Annotated in this window: 16 protein-coding genes; 10 read left to right on the forward strand and 6 right to left on the reverse strand. The window is 63.7% G+C overall.

Annotated elements, in window-relative coordinates; genetic code table 11:
* The first annotated feature begins 208 nt into the window (after window positions 1-208).
* On the forward strand, window positions 209-1393 hold the full coding sequence (locus ACSSV8_RS04045) for a M24 family metallopeptidase (protein ID WP_354538986.1): 1185 nt from the start codon (window positions 209-211) through the stop codon (window positions 1391-1393).
* Between the two features lie 55 nt (window positions 1394-1448).
* Here ACSSV8_RS04045 and ACSSV8_RS04050 read toward each other — a convergent pair whose 3' ends face one another.
* Both ACSSV8_RS04050 and ACSSV8_RS04055 read right to left on the reverse strand, forming a co-directional pair.
* Window positions 1449-2846, reverse strand: a complete 1398-nt coding sequence (locus ACSSV8_RS04050) for an aspartate aminotransferase family protein (protein ID WP_454281590.1) — start codon at window positions 2844-2846, stop codon at window positions 1449-1451.
* Between the two features lie 91 nt (window positions 2847-2937).
* On the reverse strand, window positions 2938-3633 hold the full coding sequence (locus tag ACSSV8_RS04055) for a GntR family transcriptional regulator (RefSeq protein ID WP_354538988.1): 696 nt from the start codon (window positions 3631-3633) through the stop codon (window positions 2938-2940).
* 157 nt (window positions 3634-3790) lie between these two features.
* Here ACSSV8_RS04055 and ACSSV8_RS04060 point away from each other — a divergent pair, with 157 nt between their 5' ends.
* The 5 genes from ACSSV8_RS04060 to ACSSV8_RS04080 all read left to right on the forward strand — a co-directional run bounded on the left by ACSSV8_RS04060 (window position 3791) and on the right by ACSSV8_RS04080 (window position 9167).
* Window positions 3791-4864: a polyamine ABC transporter substrate-binding protein gene (locus ACSSV8_RS04060; RefSeq protein WP_454281591.1), complete on the forward strand. Its 1074-nt coding sequence runs from the start codon at window positions 3791-3793 to the stop codon at window positions 4862-4864.
* Window positions 4865-4930: 66 nt separating this feature from the next.
* Window positions 4931-6055, forward strand: coding sequence for an ABC transporter ATP-binding protein (locus tag ACSSV8_RS04065; RefSeq protein WP_454281592.1), 1125 nt, complete (start codon window positions 4931-4933; stop codon window positions 6053-6055).
* Window positions 6056-6059: 4 nt separating this feature from the next.
* Complete coding sequence (locus tag ACSSV8_RS04070; protein WP_354538991.1) at window positions 6060-6950, forward strand: ABC transporter permease subunit; 891 nt, start codon at window positions 6060-6062, stop codon at window positions 6948-6950.
* A 79-nt stretch (window positions 6951-7029) separates the two neighbouring features.
* Window positions 7030-7845, forward strand: a complete 816-nt coding sequence (locus ACSSV8_RS04075; protein ID WP_454281593.1) for an ABC transporter permease — start codon at window positions 7030-7032, stop codon at window positions 7843-7845.
* Complete coding sequence (locus tag ACSSV8_RS04080; RefSeq protein ID WP_454281594.1) at window positions 7842-9167, forward strand: NAD(P)/FAD-dependent oxidoreductase; 1326 nt, start codon at window positions 7842-7844, stop codon at window positions 9165-9167. The genes ACSSV8_RS04075 and ACSSV8_RS04080 overlap by 4 nt, the downstream gene beginning before the upstream one ends.
* Before the next feature lie 4 nt (window positions 9168-9171).
* Here ACSSV8_RS04080 and ACSSV8_RS04085 read toward each other — a convergent pair whose 3' ends face one another.
* Entirely contained in the window at window positions 9172-10566 is a 1395-nt protein-coding gene (locus ACSSV8_RS04085) for a D-alanyl-D-alanine carboxypeptidase family protein (protein ID WP_454281595.1), read from the reverse strand.
* Window positions 10567-10815: 249 nt separating this feature from the next.
* On the reverse strand, window positions 10816-11583 hold the full coding sequence (locus tag ACSSV8_RS04090) for a FadR/GntR family transcriptional regulator (RefSeq protein ID WP_354538995.1): 768 nt from the start codon (window positions 11581-11583) through the stop codon (window positions 10816-10818).
* A gap of 123 nt (window positions 11584-11706) precedes the next feature.
* Here ACSSV8_RS04090 and msrB point away from each other — a divergent pair, with 123 nt between their 5' ends.
* A complete protein-coding gene (gene msrB, locus ACSSV8_RS04095; protein ID WP_354538996.1) occupies window positions 11707-12156 on the forward strand; it encodes a peptide-methionine (R)-S-oxide reductase MsrB in 450 nt (149 codons plus the stop codon).
* On the forward strand, window positions 12153-12659 hold the full coding sequence (gene msrA / locus ACSSV8_RS04100; RefSeq protein WP_454281596.1) for a peptide-methionine (S)-S-oxide reductase MsrA: 507 nt from the start codon (window positions 12153-12155) through the stop codon (window positions 12657-12659). Before msrB ends, msrA begins: the two co-directional genes overlap by 4 nt.
* A gap of 58 nt (window positions 12660-12717) precedes the next feature.
* Here msrA and ACSSV8_RS04105 read toward each other — a convergent pair whose 3' ends face one another.
* Both ACSSV8_RS04105 and ACSSV8_RS04110 read right to left on the reverse strand, forming a co-directional pair.
* Window positions 12718-12849 carry a hypothetical protein gene (locus ACSSV8_RS04105; protein ID WP_296429671.1) on the reverse strand — a complete coding sequence of 44 codons (132 nt, stop codon included), beginning with the start codon at window positions 12847-12849 and terminating at the stop codon, window positions 12718-12720.
* Between the two features lie 250 nt (window positions 12850-13099).
* On the reverse strand, window positions 13100-13672 hold the full coding sequence (locus ACSSV8_RS04110) for a GcrA family cell cycle regulator (protein WP_454281597.1): 573 nt from the start codon (window positions 13670-13672) through the stop codon (window positions 13100-13102).
* Between the two features lie 143 nt (window positions 13673-13815).
* Here ACSSV8_RS04110 and ACSSV8_RS04115 point away from each other — a divergent pair, with 143 nt between their 5' ends.
* Entirely contained in the window at window positions 13816-14646 is an 831-nt protein-coding gene (locus tag ACSSV8_RS04115) for an ABC transporter permease (RefSeq protein WP_354538999.1), read from the forward strand.
* A gap of 257 nt (window positions 14647-14903) precedes the next feature.
* The gene (locus ACSSV8_RS04120; protein WP_454281598.1) at window positions 14904-17273 is read left to right on the forward strand and encodes a choice-of-anchor F family protein; all 2370 of its coding nucleotides are present in this window, start codon (window positions 14904-14906) and stop codon (window positions 17271-17273) included.
* Window positions 17274-17447: the final 174 nt, after the last annotated feature.

A 17447-nucleotide genomic window follows, 5' to 3' on the forward strand; every position in this document is an offset into this window, starting at 1 on the left:
TGAACGGATTGACCAAAGCCGGATGATTCGCGAGGCTGGGCAAATTGACATGCTCCCTTTGCGGTGCAGGCAACTTGCAGGGATGACGCAATGGGGTCAACATGCCGCCAGAACCTGCTCTGAAAACGACACGGATTGACGGATTTCTCGGGCCGAGACCCAAGCGAACCGCCTATCCGGGCAAAAGCCACCAGCACGGGACCCGATCATGATTGAAAAAGACCTGCCCTTTTCCGCCGCCGAATATGCCCGCCGCCTCGACAAGACACGCGCGGCCATGGCGCGGCAGGGGCTTGAGGTGCTCTTCGTCACCGATCCCTCGAACCAGCACTGGATCACGGGCTATGACGGCTGGTCGTTCTACGTGCATCAGGGCGTGATCGTCCTGCCCGAGGCCGATCCGGTCTGGTGGGGGCGCAATCAGGATGCCAATGGCGCTGTGCGCACCGTGTGGATGACCGATGACCGGGTGATCGGCTATGCCGACAATTACGTGCAATCGACCGAGCGCCACCCGATGCAGGATCTGGCCGAACGCTTGCGCGGCATGGGACTGGCGGACAAGCGCATCGGCGTGGAGATGGACAATTACTATTTCTCCGCCAAGGCCATGGACGTGCTGCGCGCGGAACTGCCCGAGGCCACGTTGCTTGACGCAACGGCGCTGGTGAACTGGCAGCGCGGGGTGAAATCCGATGAGGAGCTGGCCTTTATCCGCAAGGCCGCGGCAATCTCGGAAAAGATCACCGACGGGCTGATGGAGCGGGTCGAGCCGGGTATCCCCAAGAACGAGATCGTGGCCGAGATCTTCCGCGACGCGATCCGGGGCGTTGACGGGGCCTGGGGCGACTATCCGGCCATCGTGCCCTTGCTGCCCTCGGGCTCGGATGCCGCAGCCCCCCACCTGACATGGAACGGGCGCGCCTTCGCCACCGGCGAGGCGACCTTTTTCGAGATATCCGGCTGCTACCGCCGCTATCACGCGCCGTTCTGCCGGACATTGTTTCTGGGCAAGCCGCCGCAATTCCTGCTCGACGCCGAAAAGGCGCTGGTCGAGGGGCTGGAAGCGGGGCTGGAGGCGGCAAAGGCCGGCAACCGTGCCTGCGACATCGCCAATGCGCTTGCCGCCCCGCTGGAACGCGCGGGCATCGAGCGCGGTGCGCGCTGCGGCTATCCCATCGGCCTGAGCTACCCGCCCGACTGGGGCGAGCGTACGATATCCCTGCGCGCCGAGGACGAGAGCGTGCTGGAGCCGGGCATGACCTTCCATTTCATGCCCGGTCTCTGGATGTCCGACTGGGGGCTCGAGATCACCGAATCGATCCTCATCACCGAGAGCGGCCCGGCGGAAACCTTCTGCAACCGCCCCCGCAAGATGTATGTCAAGGACTGAGGCCGCGCCCTTCATCTTGCCGCAAATATCCCGGGGAGTGTGAGGGGCTGGCCCCTCACGCCGCCGCTTGCATCAGCCCCTCGGCCCGGATCTGGCGCTCGGCCTCGTCGAGCGATTGCCAGGCGCGCTCGATCAGCGTGTCGATCTCGGATTTGGAAATCACCAGCGGCGGCGAGATGATCATGCGGTCGCCGACATGGCGCATCACCAGGTTGTTGGCAAAGCACCGTTCGCGGCAGATATAGCCCACGGTGCCCGGCTCGGAGGCGAACTTGGCGCGGTTGGCCTTGTCGGGCGTGAGCGCGATGGAGCCCATCAGCCCCACGATCCGCGCCTCGCCCACCAGGGGATGCTCGGCAAGGCTCTCCCATTTTTGCTTGAGATAGGGCCCGGTGTCTTGCGCCACGCGCTCGATGATCCGCTCTTCCTCGAGGATGCGCAGGTTTTCCAGCGCCACCGCGCAGGACACGGGATGCCCGGAATAGGTATAGCCGTGGTTGAACTCGCAGGCGTTGATAACCTTGGCCACACGGTCGTTGACGATAGAGCCGCCGATGGGCGCATAGCCCGACGAGAGGCCCTTTGCGATGGTCATGATGTCGGGGCGGATGCCCATGGTCTGGCTGCCGAACCAGTTGCCGGTGCGCCCGAACCCGCAGATCACCTCGTCGGCGATCAAGAGGATGCCGTATTTGTCGCAGATCCGCTGGATTTCCGGCCAATAGCTGTCAGGCGGGATGATCACGCCCCCCGCGCCCTGCACCGGCTCGCCGATGAAGGCGGCAATGCGGTGGGGTCCGAGTTCCTCTATCTTTTCTTCCAACTGCCGCGCACGGGCGAGGCCGAAGGCCTCGGGGTCCATGTCGCCACCTTCTGCATACCAATGCGGCTGGTCGATATGGTGGATGTCCGGGATCGGCATTCCGCCTTGCGCGTGCATTCCCGCCATGCCCCCCAGCGAGGCGCTGCCCATGGACGATCCGTGATAGCCGTTCTTGCGCGAGATGATGATCTTGCGCTCGGGCTCGCCCATCTCGGCCCAGTAGGTGCGGACCATGCGGATATTGGTGTCGTTCGCCTCGGATCCCGAGCCGGCATAAAAGATGTGGTTGAGATCGTCCGGTGCCAGCTCCGCCAGCTTGGCCGCAAGCGCGATGGCGGGCACGTGGCTGGTCTGGAAGAAGGTGTTGTAGAACGGCAATTCGCGCATCTGGCGCGCCGCCGCCTCGACCAGTTCCTCGCGCCCGTAGCCTACGTTGACGCACCAGAGCCCGGCCATGCCGTCGAGGATCTCGTTGCCCTCGCTGTCGGTGAGCGTCACGCCGCGCGCGCGGGTGATGATCCGCGCGCCTTTCGTGCCCAACTCGTCGCCATGGGTGAAGGGATGCATGTGATGCGCGGCGTCAAGCGCCTGAAGCTCGGCCGTGGGCAGGTGGTTGGTGATCGCGGTCATGGCGGTCCCTTTCGGTCCTGGGAATCGGGGGGGCGGCCCGGTCAGCCGCTTTGCGCCAAGAATATGATCAAATTTTTTGCTGTCAATCGAATCAGTGACCCCGCGCCGCCTGCGCAAGGGATTGCCGCACCTGCTCCATTCCCTGCACCACATCGGCGCGGATCGCCTCGGCGGCGGCCTCACCGTTTCGTGCGCGCATGGCCTCGAGCAGGTCCTTGTGCTTGTCAGGCAGGCCCTGCGTGCCGACCCGCCCGCACACCACCCGCAACGACGGGCCAAAGCGCAGCCAAAGACCATCCGCGACATCGGCAAGGATCGGCGCATCGGCAATCTCGTAAATACGCCGATGAAAGCGGTAGTTGAGTTCGAGATAGCCGCGCATGTCCCCGCGCAGGATCGCGCGATCTAGATCGTCGTCGATGACGGTCAGCCCGCGCAGGTCAGCGGCGTTTGCCCGCGCCGTGGCGCGCTCTGCCAGATGTGGATCAAGCCATTGACGGGCATAGATCAATTCGCCCACATGCCCGGCATCGAGCAGGGGCACGCAAACCCGCCTGTTGCCCTGAAATTCAAGCGCCCCCTCGGCGATCAGCCGCCGCAATGCCTCGCGCACCGGGGTCATGCCCGCGCCGAGACGGTCGCACAGGCCCTGGATCGTCACCGCCTGTCCCGGTGCCAGATCGCCAAAGAGCACGAGATCGCGCAACTGGCGGTAAATCGTCTCATGCGCCGGAAGGCGCGAGACGGCGGCTGACTCGCTGCCCGTTTTCCGTGCTGTCTTCTGCATCCTTGCGCCCTCTTCGATCCTTGCCGCAACTCCATACTTGCGAGTTTAGCGGCTGCATGAAAACATTACCATATTGCCAGACGCGCGATTTTTTGATCAAATCCGCGACAAGGCAGGAAACGTGCCGAACCAACGGGAGAAGATAATGCGACATCTGATGATGACCACCACCGCGGCGCTTGCCCTCACGGCTTTCGCCGCCCAGGCACAGGAAGTGCGCGTCTACAACTGGTCCGACTATATCGACGAAGGTCTTCTGACCAAGTTCGAGCAGGAGACCGGGATCAAGTTGATCTATGACGTGTTCGACAGCAACGAGGTGCGGGAAACCAAGATGCTCGCCGGGGGATCGGGCTATGACGTGGTCGTGCCCACAGGCACGTTCCTTCAGCGTCAGATCACGGCAGGGGCGTTTCAGAAGCTCGACAAATCGAAGCTGCCCAATCTCGAGAACATGTGGGACGTGATCGAGGCGCGCACCGAGCAATACGACCCCGGGAACGCCTATTCGATCAACTACATGTGGGGCACCACCGGCATCGGCGCGAATGTCGGCAAGGTGACCGAGATCCTTGGCGACGATGCGCCGCTCGACAGTCTCGAGCTGGTGCTCAACCCCGAGAACATGGCCAAGCTGGCCGAATGCGGTGTGCATTTCCTCGATGCGCCCGCCGAGATGATCCCGATGGCGCTCAAATATATCGGCGAGGACCCCAACAGCCATGACCCGGACGTGATCGCCAAGGCCGAACCGGTGCTGAGCGCGGTGCGCCCGTATATCCAGAAATTCCACAGTTCGGAATACATCAACGCGCTCGCCAACGGCGATATCTGCGTGGCTGTCGGCTGGTCGGGTGACATCCTTCAGGCGCGCGACCGCGCCGACGAGGCCGATAACGGCGTCGAGATCGTCTATAACGCCGCCATCGAAGGCGCGCAGATGTGGTTCGACCAGATGGCCATTCCGGTTGACGCGCCCAACCCGGATGCGGCGCATGTGTTCCTCAACTTCATCATGGACGCCGAGAACATGGCCGCCGCCTCGAACTATGTCTATTACGCCAATGGCAACGCGGCCTCGAAGGAGTTTCTCGAAGAGGACGTGATCGGCGACCCGGCGATCTACCCGTCGCAGGCAGCGATGGACAACCTCTTCACCACCACGCCCTATCCGGCCAACGTGCAGCGGACCGTTACCCGCCTCTGGACCAAGATCAAGTCCGGCACCTGAGTCCGCATCCGGCCCGCGCCCCATCGGCGCGGGCCTTTTTCCACCGATAATCAGCCGGGGGCACTAATGGGGCAGACCGTCTTCGAGCCGTGGAACGATCCCGAGGCAAAACCGCTCATCCAGTTCAAGGGCGTCACCAAGCGGTTCGGCGATTTCACCGCCATCGACAACCAGACATTCGACATCTACGAGCGTGAATTCTTTGCCCTGCTCGGCCCCTCGGGCGGTGGCAAGACAACGATGATGCGGATGCTGGCAGGCTTCGAGAAGCCGACCGAGGGCACGATCCTTCTGGGCGGCAAGGACATCGCCCCCATCCCGCCCAACAAGCGCGCGGTGAACATGATGTTCCAGTCCTACGCGCTCTTTCCGCATCTCTCGGTCTGGGAGAATATCGCTTTCGGCCTCAAACGCGACGGCAGGCCCAAAGACGAGATCGCGGCGCGCGTGGAGGAGATGCTCAAGCTCACCCGCCTCACGCAATTCGCAAAGCGCAAGCCGCACCAGATTTCCGGCGGCCAGCGGCAGCGCGTGGCCCTCGCGCGCAGCCTTGCGAAGGCGCCCAAGCTGCTCTTGCTCGACGAACCCCTGGGCGCGCTCGACGCCAAGCTGCGCACCGCGACGCAATTCGAGTTGATGGATATTCAGGAAAAGACCGGCACCACATTCGTCATCGTCACCCACGATCAGGAAGAGGCGATGACCGTCGCGTCGCGCGTGGCCGTGATGGACAATGGCCGCATCATCCAGGCCGACACGCCCGCGCGCATCTACGAGACGCCCAATTCCGTCTATGTCGCGGACTTCATCGGTGAGGTGACGATCATCACCGGCAAGGCGCACAAATCCGGCGCGGGATACGAGATCCACTATGCCGAAGGGGTGCCGCCGCTTTATGCCGAGTCAGAGACCGCCTTCGAGAATGGCGACACCTGCCATATCGCGCTGCGCCCCGAAAAGGTGGCGATCAGCGCCGAACGCCCCGAGGACCGGCGCAACGCGGTCGAGGGCACGATCATCGACATCGCCTATCTGGGCAATCTCTCGACCTATCACGTCAAGCTGCCGTCGGGGCAGATGATCAAGGCCCAGACCGCCAATACCCGGCGCCTCTCGCGGCGCGACTTCACATGGGAGGACACGGTGTGGCTCTCGTGGACCGACACCGCCGCCGTGCTGCTGAGGGAGTGAGGGGATGCGCCGTTTCCTGCTGATCGCGCTGCCCTATGGCTGGCTTCTGGCGCTCTTTCTTGTGCCCTTCATCATTGTGCTCAAGATATCGCTGTCGGATATCGCGCTTGCGATCCCACCCTATACCCCCACACTCGATTTCGGCGCGGGCTTGGCCGGGGTCAGGGAGTTTCTGTCACAACTCGACTTCGAGAATTTCATCTTCCTCACGCAGGACGATCTCTATTGGAAGGCCTACCTGTCGTCGCTGCAAATCGCCGTCATCGCCACGGCACTCACACTTCTCGTGGGCTATCCCATCGCCTATGGCATGGCCAATGCGCCCGATCATTGGCGACCCACGCTGATGATGCTGGTGATCCTGCCGTTCTGGACCTCGTTCCTGATCCGGGTCTATTCATGGATGGGGATCCTGTCGAACGAAGGCTATCTCAATCAGTTCCTGCTCTGGATCGGCGTGATTTCCACGCCGCTCACCATCCTGAACACGCCGACCGCGGTCTATATCGGCATCGTCTACACCTATCTGCCGTTCATGATCCTGCCGATCTATTCGGCGCTGGAACGGATGGATGGATCATTGCTGGAGGCGGCCGAGGATCTCGGCTGCTCGCGCCTCTCGGCCTTTTGGCTGGTGACGGTGCCCTTGTCGAAAAACGGCATCATCGCGGGGTGTTTTCTGGTGTTCATCCCGGTGATCGGCGAGTTTGTCATTCCTTCGCTTCTGGGCGGCTCGCAGACGCTGATGATCGGCAAGGTGCTGTGGGAGGAGTTCTTCAACAACCGCGACTGGCCGGTGGCAAGCGCCGTGGCGGTGATCCTGCTGCTGATCCTGATCGTTCCCATCGTGCTCTTTCAGATCAACCAGCAAAAGCAGCGGGAGGCCGAGGAATGAGGCGCGATACGTTCCCGAAATCTTCAGAAGATTTCGGGCCGATTTCTTTTGAAGAAATCGGCCACCGGAGGCCACGCACATGAGACGGCTCACATGGTTCAACACCACCTCGCTCACGCTCGGCTTTGTCTTTCTCTACCTGCCGATGCTCATTCTCATCATCTACAGCTTCAATGCCTCGCGGCTGGTGACGGTCTGGGCCGGGTTCTCGACGCAATGGTATGGCACGCTGTTTTCCAATCAGGGTTTCATCGACGCGGCCAAGGTCACGCTCAAGGTCGCGGTGGCGTCGTCCACCGTCGCCACGGTTCTGGGGACGATGGCAGCGCTCGTGCTGGTGAGGGTGGGGCGCTTTCCGGGCCGGACGCTGTTTTCGGGAATGATCTACGCGCCGCTTGTGATGCCCGAGGTGATCACCGGCCTGTCGCTTCTGCTTTTGTTCATCGGGATCGGGCTTGACCGGGGTATTTTCACCATCATCCTCGCGCATACCACATTTTCCATGGCCTTCGTCGCGGTGGTGGTGTCGTCGCGGCTGATGACCTTCGACCGCTCGCTGGAGGAGGCGGCGCTTGATCTTGGGTGTTCGCATTTCGACGCCTTCCGCCTTGTCACCCTGCCGATCATCGCGCCGGCGGTCATCTCGGGCTGGCTTCTGTCGTTCACGCTGTCGCTCGACGATCTGGTGATCGCGTCGTTTACGGCCGGACCATCCGCCACAACGCTGCCAATCAAGATATGGTCGGCGGTGCGCCTTGGCGTCTCGCCCGAGATCAACGCGCTTTCGACCATCATGATCGGAATCGTCGCCGTTGGCGTGATCAGTGCCTCGCTGATCACCAAGCGTTCGGCGCTGCGCCGCGAGGCCGAGGAGCGCGCCGCGGTTCAGGGATGAGGCGCGTCTTTCCCGACCATGCTTACGGCGAGGGGCCGCGCGCGCGTTGTTTCTGGCCTGACACCGCCACGCCGCCCGACTATCCGCGCGCCGACGGGCCGATCACCTGCGACGTGGCGGTGATCGGCGCGGGCTTTGCCGGGCTGTCGGCGGCGCTGCATCTGGCCGAGGCAGGGCAGGATGTGCGCGTGTTCGAGGCACAAACACCGGGCTGGGGCGCGTCGGGGCGCAATGGCGGGTTCTGCTGTCTCGGTGGGTCGGCGGCCTCTGATGCGATGCTGCGCCAGATGCATGGCGAGGAGGCCCGCCGCGCGTATCGGCGGACCGAAGTCGAGGCGGTGCGCGTGGCGCAGGACCTCATCAGGCGTCACGGGATCACCGCCGACACCCATTCCGACGGCGAGACCCTGCTCGCCCATACCCCACAGGCGGCCGCCTCTTTCCCCGCGCGTGCCGCGCGCATCGCCGAGAATTACGGCGTGACGCCCGTGCTGATCCCCGGCGAGGAACTGGCGCAGGCAGGGATGCGCGGCCCGTTTCACGCAGCCCTCACAACACCGCTTGGCTTCGCGCTCAACCCGATGAAATACGCGCTTGGACTGGCAAGGGCCGCAACGCGGGCAGGGGCGCGGATCCATGCCCGCTCCCCCGTCACCGCGATCCGGCAGGACGGCGCGTTTCACCTGACCACGGGCCGGGCGCGGATCACAGCGCGCCGCCTGATCGTGGCGACCAATGGCTATTCGTCGGACGATCTGCCCGGCTGGATGCGGGCGCGCTATCTGCCCACGCAATCCAACGTGATCGTCACCCGCCCGATGAGCGATGACGAGCTTGCCGCGCAGGGCTGGACCACGCGGCAGATGTGCTATGACGACCGGTTCTTTCTGCATTATTTCCGGCTGATGCCAGATAACCGGATGCTCTTCGGGATGCGCGGCGGGCTGTTTTCCTCGGCCCGGTTCGATGCCCGGATGCATCGCACGATCCGCAGGCATTTCGAGGCGATGTTCCCGGCATGGCGCCATGTCGAGACCCCGCATAGCTGGAACGGCCTTCTGTCGCTTGCCCCGGACCTCACGCCCTATGCCGGGCCGATCCCCGACATGCCGGGGGCCTTTACCGGGCTCAGCTATCACGGCAACGGTGTGGCGATGGCCAGTTATGCAGGCGCGCTGCTTGCCGATCTGGCGATGGACCACGCGCCGCGTAACCCCTATCCCGAGATCATGAAAAAACCGCCCCGGCGCTGGCCGTTGGGGCGGTTCCGGCGGGCGATGATGTGGCCGCCCTATGCGCTTGCGGTGCTGCGCGGCGAATGACCGTTCAGCCCGGCCCGATCATGAAGCAGGTGACTTTCTTGGCCTGAAGGCGTCGGCAGGCAAGATCGGCACTCTCGCGGCTTAGCCCCATGAAATTCGCGTCGAACCCCGCAGGCCGCTTGACCACCTTGCGCAGGCTGCCATCAAGCGTCGCCATCTCCGACAGCGCGGTCTGCAAGAGCACCTGTCGCGCCTTGTATTCGCTCGGGTAACGCCCGACATTCACGCCCCAGTGCCGCCCGTCCGAGGTGGAGAGGCGCGTGACAACCTCGGGCGTGGCCTCGGCCACGACCTCGACCGCCTGCGTGATCTCCGGCCTCGGCTCGGGGCGGCGCGAGACATCGGGTGCGACCTCGGCCACGACCTCCGGCACAGCCTGAAGCTTGGCCGCGGCCTCGGCAGCGGCCATGACCGCGCGCTCGATGGTCGCGGAATCGGTCACCGCCACCTGCACCGGCGCTGCCGCACCCGGCCGCAGTTGCGGGCGCAGGCTCTTTTTGACAGCGGCGGCGGCAGTCAGCCGCACGGTCTTGCCCGCAAGGTTGGGGCGCGCCTGCCCTTCGGCGATCATGATCGGGGCGGTGCCGGCCTTGCCCATGTAGGCGGGGCGTTGCGGGGCCACGACCGCCACCCGCGTCGACGCCTTGCGAAACCCGAGATCGAGCAATTCGGCCACCTTGGCATTGCGCGACGCCGTGGAATTGCCGCCAAAGACCGTGGCGATGATCCGCACGCCGCCCCGTTCTGCGCTTGCGGTCAGGTTGAACCCGGCCGCGTTGGTGTAGCCGGTCTTGATCCCGTCCGCGCCACGATAGCTGCTCAGCATCTGTCGGTTGGTGTGGCGCACTCTGGCCACCCCCGCATCGGCCTCAAGCCGCGAGAAGAGATTGTAGTATTGCGGATAATCGTAGAAGACGTGTCGCCCGAGAATGCTCATGTCGCGCGCGCTCGACAGGTGCCCCGCCTCGGTCAGGCCATGGGCGTTCTTGAAATTCGTGCGGGTCATTCCCATCGCCTTGGCGGTGCGATTCATGCGCCGCGCGAATTGCGCCTCCGACCCTTCGATCGCCTCGCCAAGGGCTGTCGCCGCGTCATTGGCCGAGCGCACGGCGGCGGCGCGGATGAGATAGCGCAGCTTGATCCGCTGCCCGGCCCGCAAGCCCAGCTTGCTCGGCGGCTCCGACGCGGCGTGGCGCGATATGGTCACCATGTCGTCGAGCCCGATTTCGCCATTCTCGACCGCCTCGAAGACCACGTAAAGCGTCATCATCTTGGTGAGCGAGGCCGGGTGCAGCGGCGTATCGGCATTCTGGGAATAGAGCACCTTGCCGTTGCGTGCATCCATGACAAAGCCGGCATAGGGTGCCGCCGCCGCGCTCAACGGCACGACAACCAGCATCCAAACGGCTGCCAATACGACCAAACCCCATAGAAGAGGCTGCCTGCCCCATGTTTTCATTGAACCGCTCTCTACTGCCTCGCGCTGCCACATTTTTGCGGTCAGCTTTATTGTTGCGAGAATGGTATCACATCAAGAGCGTTGATTAAAGCACGAATTTATATAGAAAATTTCACAAGAGCGCGCGCCGCTCAGGGAACATCTTGTGGTCGGACCCCAACGTTTCCCAACATGAACGGTTTGCGCCCCTCAGCGCGATTGCTCATGCTCGAAGCGCTGCCGCGCGATGGCCTCGTTGCGTTCGGCCTTCTGCTGGTCCGACAGCGCCTTTTCCACATAGCTGAGATGCGCCTCGACGGCGGCGCGCGCCGCGCGGGAATCGCGCGCCTGGATCGCGGTGTTGATCGCCCGGTGCTGATCAAGAAGCGCGCCGCGAGTCGTGCGCTGCTTGAACATGACCTGACGGTTGTAGAACACCCCCTCGCGCAGAAGCTGGAACATCGAGCGCATCATGTGCAGCATGATGACGTTATGGCTCGCCTCGATGATCGCCATGTGAAACTCGGCATCGAGCCGCGCCTCGTCGGCGGGGTTGGTTTTTTTATGGGCCGCCTCCATCTTGTCCATGATGGTCTGGATCACCCGCAGGTCGGTATCGGACGCCAGCCGCGCCGCCCGGCACGCGGCAAGCCCCTCCAGATCGCGGCGAAAGCCGATATAGTCGAACACCGCCTCGTCATGATCGGCGAAAAGCCGGATCAGGGCGGGCGAGAACGCGCTCCCCAGAACATCGGCCACGTAAACACCCGCGCCGGCCCGCGTGCTGAGCAGCCCCTTGCCCTGAAGATCGGCCACCGCCTCGCGCAGCGAGGGGCGCGACACGCCCAGTTTCTCGGCCAGTTCGCGCTCGGCGGGCAGCCGCTCACCGGGGCGCAGGATTCCGCGGAGGATAAGTTTCTCGATCTGCCGCGTCACGGCGGTCGAGAGCTTTTCGGGGGTGACCTTTTCAAATGGCATTGCGCTGTCCTGAAACGACTGGTCAAATCATATGACCAGACAGGGGGTCCGGCAATCCCCACGCGCCATTGATTTCCCTGTCCGCGTCCCATCTTCTATGATGAGACTTCAGAGGAGACCGACATGCCCCACTATCACAAGGACCCGGCGCGGATCGCCGCCCTTACCGCCGAGCAATACCGCGTCACCCAGAAAAACGGTACGGAACGCCCCGGCACGGGCACCTATCTGACCAACAAGGCGCCGGGCATCTATGTGGACATCGTCTCGGGCGAGCCGCTTTTCGCCAGTTCCGACAAGTTCGAGTCGGGCTGCGGCTGGCCGAGTTTCACCAAGCCGATCACGCCTGCGCATGTGGTGGAAAAACATGATTTCACGATGGGCATGATCCGCACCGAAGTCCGCAGCCGCGACGGCGACAGCCATTTGGGCCATGTCTTTCCAGACGGGCCGCGCGACCGGGGGGGCCTGCGCTATTGCATCAACTCGGCGAGCCTGCGATTCATCCATCGGGACGACATGGAGGCCGAAGGCTATGGGGATTATCTCGATCAGGTGGAGGATGTGACATGAGCGAACGCGCGGTTCTGGCGGGGGGCTGTTTCTGGGGGATGCAGGACCTTGTCCGCAAGCTTGACGGGGTGATTTCCACCCGCGTCGGCTATACCGGGGGCGATGTGCCCAATGCCACCTATCGCAACCACGGCACCCATGCCGAGGGGATCGAGATCATCTTCGATCCTGCGCGCATCAGCTATCGGCGGCTCTTGGAATTCTTCTTCCAGATCCACGATCCGACCACGGTCAACCGGCAGGGCAACGATGTGGGCCTCAGCTATCGCTCGGCGATTTACTATTGCTCCGAGGAGCAGAGGGCCGAGGCGCTGCGCACCATCGCCGATGTCGAGGCGTCCGGCCTCTGGCCCGGCAAGGTGGTGACCGAGGTGGAACCCGTGGGCGATTTCTGGGAGGCGGAGCCCGAGCATCAGGACTATCTCGACCGTTTTCCGCAGGGCTACACTTGCCACTTCCCCCGCGCGGACTGGGTTCTGCCGCGCCGCACGGAAGAGGTCTGAACGGGGCCGAGGGCGCACAGGGCGGGGTGTTCCCTGCCCTGTGCGCGCCGTGCAGCGGTCACTTGACCGATTTGCCCGCGATCACGGTGGCATTCTTGCCGCTGTTGGAATTCGCGGTGGCAAGGACCTTGGGCTTTTCCTTCTTCGGCTTCTTGGCCTCGCGGTTGCTCTGGCTTTTACCTTTGGACATGGGAGCGTCTCCTGAAAGATCCCGGTCGGGCGGGATGCCGGACCGGTCCGTGCTCAGGGGATCAGGGGGCCTGACAGGGTCAGGGCGATGAGCCCTCGGGCGCAGCGGGCACGGCGCGGGGCCGGTGCTGCATCGGCGAAGATATGCCTGCCGGGGCGTGGCGGCAAGGGGCGCGACCGGGCCGCACGCACTTCTCCGTTATCCTCGCGCAGACGGCGATCCCCTGCAAGCGGCGCATGGGGTCCAAGTTTCAGCGTTTGCGGTCGCGGCGGCTCGACATCGGCTGAAAGGCGACACCGACATGCGCCTCGCAATAGGGCTTGCCGCTCTGGACCGGCAGGCCGCAGAACCAGAAATCGGGTGTCGCCGGATCGCCCACGGGCCATTTGCAGGTCCGTTCGGTCAACTCCATCAGCGTGAGTTTTTTCGCCTTCTTCTCGATCGCGCTGACCTTGGCGAGGGCCTCGGGGTCGATCTCGTTGGCCGAAGGCTGCGGCGGCAGCGGACGGCCCGCCGGGATGATCGCCTTGGCACGCGCCTGCGAGACGGTCTGGACCGGTTCCGGCTCGGTGGCCTCCACCGGCCTGGGCGCGGCGGGCTTGGGTGCTACGGGCTTGGGCGCGGGCGCGGCAACCTCGGGCGCGGGCGTCTCGGGCGCGGGCGTCCCGCCGCCGCCATTGCGGTTCGAGAGGCCAAGCCTGTGCACCTTGCCAATGACCGCATTGCGCGTGACACCGCCCAATTCCTTGGCGATCTGGCTGGCGGACTGGCCTTCTGTCCACATCTTCTTCAACAGATCGACGCGCTCATCGCTCCACGACATTCGGGGCTTCCCTTGATGGTAAAAGGCGCGCGATGGCACCGAAGCGCCCGCCCGCCTTGTCATTCGGATCAGGGGCCTATTCTAATCACTCGACGGTGAGTTACAAGGCACCGAATCGCGTGAGCCGGAAAAGGAGCGCCACCATGACCGCCGCCAGGACCGATGCCCCCGAGCCGCATCCGCAGCCCATGGGCGCGCGGCGCTTCGGCCGGGTCAACTGGCTGGGCCTCTGGACGCTGGCCGAGCGCGAGAATCGCCGCTTTCTTGCGGTCTGGACCCAGACATTGCTGGCACCGCTGGTCACGGCGGCGCTCTTCATGGTGATCTTCACCATTGCCATCGGGCCGCATCGGGGCGCGGTGATGGGCGTCGATTTCACCACCTTCATAGCACCCGGCATCCTGATGATGACGGTGATCCAGAACGCCTTTGCCAACACCTCCTCCTCGGTGGTTATTTCCAAGGTGCAGGGCAATATCGTCGACACGCTGATGCCGCCGTTGTCGGGGGGCGAGTTGCTGCTTGGCTATCTCGCGGGCGGTGTAGGGCGCGGGGCGCTGGTGGCAACGGCGATAACGGTCGGGTTCTGGCTGGTGCTTGGGATCGTGCCCGCGCATCCCGTGTGGCTCATCGTGTTCGTAATGCTGGGGGCGACGCTGCTGAGCGCGGTGGGGCTGGTCGCGGGGATATATGCCAACAAGTTTGACCAGATGGCGGCGATCACCAATTTCATCGTCACCCCGCTCGCATTTCTCTCGGGCACGTTCTACTCGGTCGAGGCGCTGCCGCCCGCGCTTTATGCGGTCACCCATGTGAACCCGGTGTTTTATCTCATCGACGGGGTGCGCTTTGGTATGATCGGTGTCTCGGACAGCGCGCCGATGCTGGGGCTTGGCGTGGCAGGGGCGGTGACGCTTGCGGTATGCCTCCTCGCCTGGGTGATGCTGGCGCGGGGCACGCGCCTCAAGGTGTGAGCCGCCTGCGACCAAAACGCAACACATTCAAACACGCAAATAGATTAATTTTTTTGCACTTTTTCCGATGCGAACGGAACGGTTTAATGCACGTCGCAGGTTTCAGGATCGTGAGGCGCCCTTGAAGGACTCACGTGCGGGTGGGCCATACCGGACACCCCCAGAAGATGAAGCGCTGCCTGTCGTGTGTTACGCCACGGGATGCGTGGCCCCTATCTCCGAGAACAGTGACATCAAATAAACCGCAGGAGTTCCTGATGAAAAATTTCCATCGCAGCCGCGCAAGCTATTTGTACGCGTCCGTGGCCCTGACGATGCTTTGCGCAAGCCCCTTGATGGCTGGCGAGGTTACCGGATTTGTGGGCGTCTTCGGTGACGGCTTCGTTCTTGTCGACGAGGACGAGAACGTGGTGGCCCCCGGTCTCAAGCCGGTGACCGTGGCCCCGAACAACGATGACAGGACCTCCGCCAACGGATTCTCGCCCTCGAGCGGCCCCGGCGTGACCGAGCTTGATTACAACTGCATCATGGCCAGCAACGATCTGGTCTGTGACGCCCCTCCGGGGGATGGCAAGCGCTACAAGACCAACCTGACGGGTCGTGGCCCGCTTGACCTTGCCTTTGCCACCTCGAACTCTGGCGGCGTGACCGAATACTTCAACTTCGGCAAGACCACCAACCAGACCAACGCGCGCCTGCTGGGCTTTGACATGCAACTCGGCACCGGGACCGGGGACGATTTTGTGGTGATGGACACGGCCCTTGCGCCCGAAGCGGGGGTGTTCTTCGACCAACTCGTGCCGCTCTCGGCGCGGGCCAGTGAATGGCCCGGTCTCGACGGCTCGGGCGAGGGTCAGAACCCGCTGCAACGCATCTTTTTCCCCGGCGGCCTCTTCGGCAGCGGCGGGCAGGAAGGCGAGATCGGCTTTTTCACCGCCGTGCCGGATGGTCTGACCAGCGCCGAAATCGACGATTTCCTGACGGCGGCCAGCGCCGGCTTCGTGGCCGCGCCCTCGACGGATCTGACCACGATCGATGCAAGCTTCCTGTTCGGAGATGCGCACCTCGCGCTCTTTGGCGACGGCTTGCTGCCGCGCTCGGTCATCCCGACGGGCCTTTTCTGGGACGACAATGACAACCCCACCGACGAAAGTGCCCTGATCGCGTGGTTCAGCCCGGCGGAGGATGCCTGGATCTATGGCAGCATCGCGCTTGACGATCCCGGCACCGCCGAGAACGAGGTCGATCTGCGCCTGGCCGAACTTGCGACGGCCGCAGGCGTCGATGTCGCTGACCTGCAATACACGCCCGGCGATACGGTCCCTGCGGACGTCGTGGCAATTCTCGAAGGTGGCGGTGTGTTTGCCGCAGCGGGGATCGAGGACCTGTCCAACCTCAACCTCAACTTCTCTTTCGATGTCGGTGATATCGAGGCCGGGGAGTTCACCCTGCGGATCGCGCCCCGCTTTGCCGAACTGGTTGCCGAGACCGTGACCGCGAGCCAGTTCAGCACGGCTGCAACACTCGATCTGGCCAATGTGCCGTTCCTCGGCACGCTGGAAGAGCGGCAACCCTATCTCGACCTGATCGACCAACTGGTCGTGGCCGGGAACGAGGGTGAGGAAGGTCTCGCCGCCCAGAACCGGGCCCTTGACAGCATGGGCTTCAACTTTCTTGAAACCTATACCGGCCTTTCGTTCGGAATCGTGCAGGAACAGATCTACGCACTCAGCACGCCGGCCGATCTGGGCCGCCCGGGTGAGGCCACGATTTCGACCCAAGGCGGCAACTGGCGCACCCTCGGCAACAACCTGGACGCGTTCTTCGCGATTTCGGGCAGCACCGGAGACGTTGATCCGAACGGCGCCAATCTCGGCTATGACTTCGACACCTACAGCGTGACGGCCGGTCTGGCCATGCACCTGACCGAGACCCTTACAGCCGGGATCATGGTGGGCTATGGCGACGGCGATGCCGATATCGACAACGGTCTCGGCAAGATCGAGGTCGACGGGGCGTCGGTGGCGGGGTTCGTGCAGAACCGGTTTGCCAACGGTGCGTCGCTGCGTGGCTTCCTTGGATATCAGGATCTGTCCTTTGACAGCGAACGCAACATCTTCATTCCGGGCAATCCGGTGCAGACGGCCCGAGGCGATACCGACGGCTCTGTGTTCTTCGCCGGGGTGACGGGCGATCTGCCCCTCTACAAGACGCAAACCTTCGATTTCGGGCTTATGGCGGCGGTCGAATACTACGACACCGAGATCGACGGTTTCACGGAAACGGGTGCCGGTATCCTCAACCTGACGGTCGGCAAACAGGACACCGACATGACGGTGGCCCGCCTCGGCGTGCGCGCACGCGGTGCCTATGGCAATCTGCGGCCCTATGGCCACCTGGCCTGGGCGACGCGGAACGGCGATGACCTCGACGTGGGCACGTCGCTCGGCGGGCTGTTGCCGGGAAGCACGCAGGTCGCAGGCGCGGATGACGACTGGCTCGACGTTGGTCTTGGCCTTGTTGTCGATGCCGGCCAGAGCGGTCAACTGCGGGCTGAATACCGCGGTGCATACTCGGACGACTACACCCGCAATACCGCGCGGCTGTCCTACGAGATCCGCTTCTGATCCATGATGTCGCCGCGTTGGCGGCGACATCTCCGTGAACACGCGGGGCCGGGACACGCAAATGTGTCTCGGCCCCGTGCCGTTATCAAATGGCAATCGGACCCGGGGATCGCCCGGCCTCTGGCATGTATCGCCGGTCGGGAGGCGTCGCAGGCCCCCACGCGCCCGGATAAC

It is taken from the genome of Roseovarius sp. MBR-79, from assembly GCF_053628555.1.

Bases quoted from the DNA above. Each gene is read 5' to 3' on its own strand.
- ACSSV8_RS04075 (WP_454281593.1), top strand. From the start codon at position 7,030: ATGAGACGGCTCACATGGTTCAACACCACCTCGCTCACGCTCGGCTTT.
- ACSSV8_RS04050 (WP_454281590.1), bottom strand. From the start codon at position 2,846: ATGACCGCGATCACCAACCACCTGCCCACGGCCGAGCTTCAGGCGCTT.
- ACSSV8_RS04065 (WP_454281592.1), top strand. From the start codon at position 4,931: ATGGGGCAGACCGTCTTCGAGCCGTGGAACGATCCCGAGGCAAAACCG.
- ACSSV8_RS04055 (WP_354538988.1), bottom strand. From the start codon at position 3,633: ATGCAGAAGACAGCACGGAAAACGGGCAGCGAGTCAGCCGCCGTCTCG.
- ACSSV8_RS04045 (WP_354538986.1), top strand. From the start codon at position 209: ATGATTGAAAAAGACCTGCCCTTTTCCGCCGCCGAATATGCCCGCCGC.
- msrB (WP_354538996.1), top strand. From the start codon at position 11,707: ATGCCCCACTATCACAAGGACCCGGCGCGGATCGCCGCCCTTACCGCC.
- ACSSV8_RS04060 (WP_454281591.1), top strand. From the start codon at position 3,791: ATGATGACCACCACCGCGGCGCTTGCCCTCACGGCTTTCGCCGCCCAG.
- ACSSV8_RS04080 (WP_454281594.1), top strand. From the start codon at position 7,842: ATGAGGCGCGTCTTTCCCGACCATGCTTACGGCGAGGGGCCGCGCGCG.
- msrA (WP_454281596.1), top strand. From the start codon at position 12,153: ATGAGCGAACGCGCGGTTCTGGCGGGGGGCTGTTTCTGGGGGATGCAG.
- ACSSV8_RS04090 (WP_354538995.1), bottom strand. From the start codon at position 11,583: ATGCCATTTGAAAAGGTCACCCCCGAAAAGCTCTCGACCGCCGTGACG.
- ACSSV8_RS04105 (WP_296429671.1), bottom strand. From the start codon at position 12,849: ATGTCCAAAGGTAAAAGCCAGAGCAACCGCGAGGCCAAGAAGCCGAAG.
- ACSSV8_RS04120 (WP_454281598.1), top strand. From the start codon at position 14,904: ATGAAAAATTTCCATCGCAGCCGCGCAAGCTATTTGTACGCGTCCGTG.
- ACSSV8_RS04085 (WP_454281595.1), bottom strand. From the start codon at position 10,566: ATGCTGGTTGTCGTGCCGTTGAGCGCGGCGGCGGCACCCTATGCCGGC.
- ACSSV8_RS04110 (WP_454281597.1), bottom strand. From the start codon at position 13,672: ATGTCGTGGAGCGATGAGCGCGTCGATCTGTTGAAGAAGATGTGGACA.
- ACSSV8_RS04115 (WP_354538999.1), top strand. From the start codon at position 13,816: ATGACCGCCGCCAGGACCGATGCCCCCGAGCCGCATCCGCAGCCCATG.
- ACSSV8_RS04070 (WP_354538991.1), top strand. From the start codon at position 6,060: ATGCGCCGTTTCCTGCTGATCGCGCTGCCCTATGGCTGGCTTCTGGCG.